The sequence below is a fragment of the Psychrobacter sp. UBA2514 genome (assembly GCF_002341255.1).
Lineage (GTDB): Bacteria > Pseudomonadota > Gammaproteobacteria > Pseudomonadales > Moraxellaceae > Psychrobacter > Psychrobacter pacificensis.
In genome coordinates this window covers 1-2,327 of sequence record NZ_DDNS01000037.1, presented here as the reverse complement: position 1 = coordinate 2,327, position 2,327 = coordinate 1, and the positions used below count along the sequence as shown (strand labels likewise).

3 protein-coding genes are annotated in these 2,327 nt (G+C 42.2%); 1 reads left to right on the top strand and 2 read right to left on the bottom strand.

Annotated features, from left to right (window positions below; genetic code table 11):
* Positions 1–501: 501 nt before the first annotated feature.
* Positions 502–1,299: an enoyl-CoA hydratase/isomerase family protein gene (locus B3V51_RS09940; RefSeq protein WP_093068033.1), complete on the top strand. Its 798-nt coding sequence runs from the start codon at positions 502–504 to the stop codon at positions 1,297–1,299.
* Positions 1,300–1,419: 120 nt separating this feature from the next.
* Here B3V51_RS09940 and B3V51_RS09935 read toward each other — a convergent pair whose 3' ends face one another.
* Both B3V51_RS09935 and B3V51_RS09930 read right to left on the bottom strand, forming a co-directional pair.
* Entirely contained in the window at positions 1,420–1,863 is a 444-nt protein-coding gene (locus B3V51_RS09935; RefSeq protein ID WP_286708340.1) for a PACE efflux transporter, read from the bottom strand.
* 237 nt (positions 1,864–2,100) lie between these two features.
* Positions 2,101–2,327, bottom strand: a 227-nt coding sequence (locus B3V51_RS09930; protein ID WP_286708339.1) for a hypothetical protein, incomplete at its 5' end; no start/stop codon positions are given.

Below are 2,327 nucleotides of genomic sequence, written 5' to 3'. Positions count from 1 at the left end.
CACTTGCTTGTCATACATCTGCGAGCTCCACAGCAGACCATGGGCAAACACGATAACGGGTTTTTGCGTGTCATTGGGCGCGCTGTCTTCATAATAGATATCGACATCGTTGACTTTTATTGTTGGCATAATCACTTCCTTGTTTGGTGAAAACTTTGATTAATCAGTTGGGCTGCGCATGACCTAGCGCGCTACCTGCATAGTAGCATAATCTATTAATAAGTCAGGAACTCACCTTTTTATGAACCATGCGTATTATCTGTATCTTATTCATACACTCTTTTTGTTCGTACAGGCGTGGCAGTTTATACGAGCAACTCAAAGAGCCAACCGCCATGTAGATGTGTCCTAAGCGCCCACAAAACCTGCTTTTATAATGCGCGCAAGCTGCTATAGTAATCAGCATTGCGTTATTTATTACCATCCATTTGTCCCGCTGTCTTTTATACGGGTACCAAAAATCGCTGCTTAACACAGTCATTGAAAATAAGGAAATCTCAAATGTCACAGTCTATCGTTGATTATCAAGTGAATAATCACATTGCCACCATTACGTTTAACGATCCAAAAAGCTTAAATGCGTTTGGCACGCCACTAAAAAACAACGTGTTAATAGCGCTAGATAAAGCAGCGGCTGATGATCAAGTACGAGTCATTATCTTGCAAGGCGCTGGTGGTAATTTTTCAAGTGGCGGCGATATCAAAGAGATGTTATCTGAAGGATTGGACAAGGACATTATTTCAAACAAACTAAAGGGCATGGTAGAAGGCGCAGGCGAAGTCAGCTTAAAGCTACGTAATGTCCATAAACCAATCATTGCCAAATTAGAAGGTGCCGTAGCAGGGGCTGGCATGAACTTAGCGCTTACCTGTGATTTTCGTATCGCAGCGGATAATGCAAAGTTTGTCCAAGCCTTTGTCAATATTGGTTTAGTGCCAGATGCAGGCGGTATTTATTTATTGAATCAATTGGTTGGTACAGCAAAAGCCACTGAGCTTGTGATGCTGGGTGATAAGCTAAAAGCAGAAGATATGGCACGCTTAAATCTCGTCAATCAAGTGGTTAGTGCAGAAGAGCTAGACGCCACCGTTCAAGCATTGGCTCTAAGATTGAGCCAGCTGCCAGGTAAAGCCCTAGCCTCTATGAAACATATGTTCAATGTGCACGCGTTTATGGGTTTGAACGAGGCATTAGATATGGAAGTGGAGCAGCAGACCATGATGGCAAAAACCGATGACTTTATCGAAGGCGTCAGCGCCTTTATTGAAAAGCGTAAACCAGTTTATCAAGGTAAATGATTGAGTAGTAAGCGGGTTGATTTGACGGCTAAATTTATTCATAACCAAATAACTCGCTATTTATAGTATCAAAAAAAAGGGCTGCCAATATGGTAGCCCTCTTTTCGTTTATGTCTGCGGTTAAGAAGCAGAAGCTGACTTATAGTGATACGATAAGGTAAATATCTTGTCAAAAATAAAGGTGAATACGAAATTATAAATTAAGAAAAACACTAGCAAGGCAGCTTCCATCATAAACGCTTGGAGCAAGCCAACGTGATACCAAACCATATATAGTGGCAAGCAGATCAAAACCAAACCGACTTCAAATATAAAGGCATGAACACTACGAATAAGCAAAGTACGCTCTGCTATTTGCCTGCGCTCCTCCCAAGTCTCAAAAGCGGTGTTGTATACAAAGTTCCAAATGATGGCAGCCAGCGATACCATCATCGCGACAGGTAGAGAGTCCGATGCCTCGCTATTGCTGAGCTTCATCAATACAAAGGTAGAGGAGATAATTGCGACAATCTCGAACACAGTTACGTAGACAATACGACGTCTAAACGGTGATAATGTAATCATCAACCAAGACTCCAAAGCACCTATTCTTAAACAAAGAAGTGCGTATCAAAGTATCGGTCCGTCCCGAGATAGAAAAGATAAAAAAGAGGTAAGCGAAGTGCAGAGCCACGGTTTCCGCCTGCCCTTATATTATACAGAAGATAGTATAAAAAATCAGCTGGTGCCTTCATAACAAAAACCCCGCATCATGACGATACGGGGTTTATTTTTATCTTACTAATTAGCTTTAAAGCAAGATTAAGTTAACTGAGCAACGTTGATTTTGTCTGCTTCTTCCGTATAGTCTTCCATACGATCGAAGTTCATGTATTGATACACTTCATCACCCATGCTGTTGAGCATGCCAGCGTACTGCTGATACTCGTCGTTAGTCGGCAATTTACCAAGTACCGCGGCAACTGCGGCAAGCTCTGCAGATGCTAGGTATACGTTCGCGCCTTGACCCAGACGGTTCGGGAAGTTAC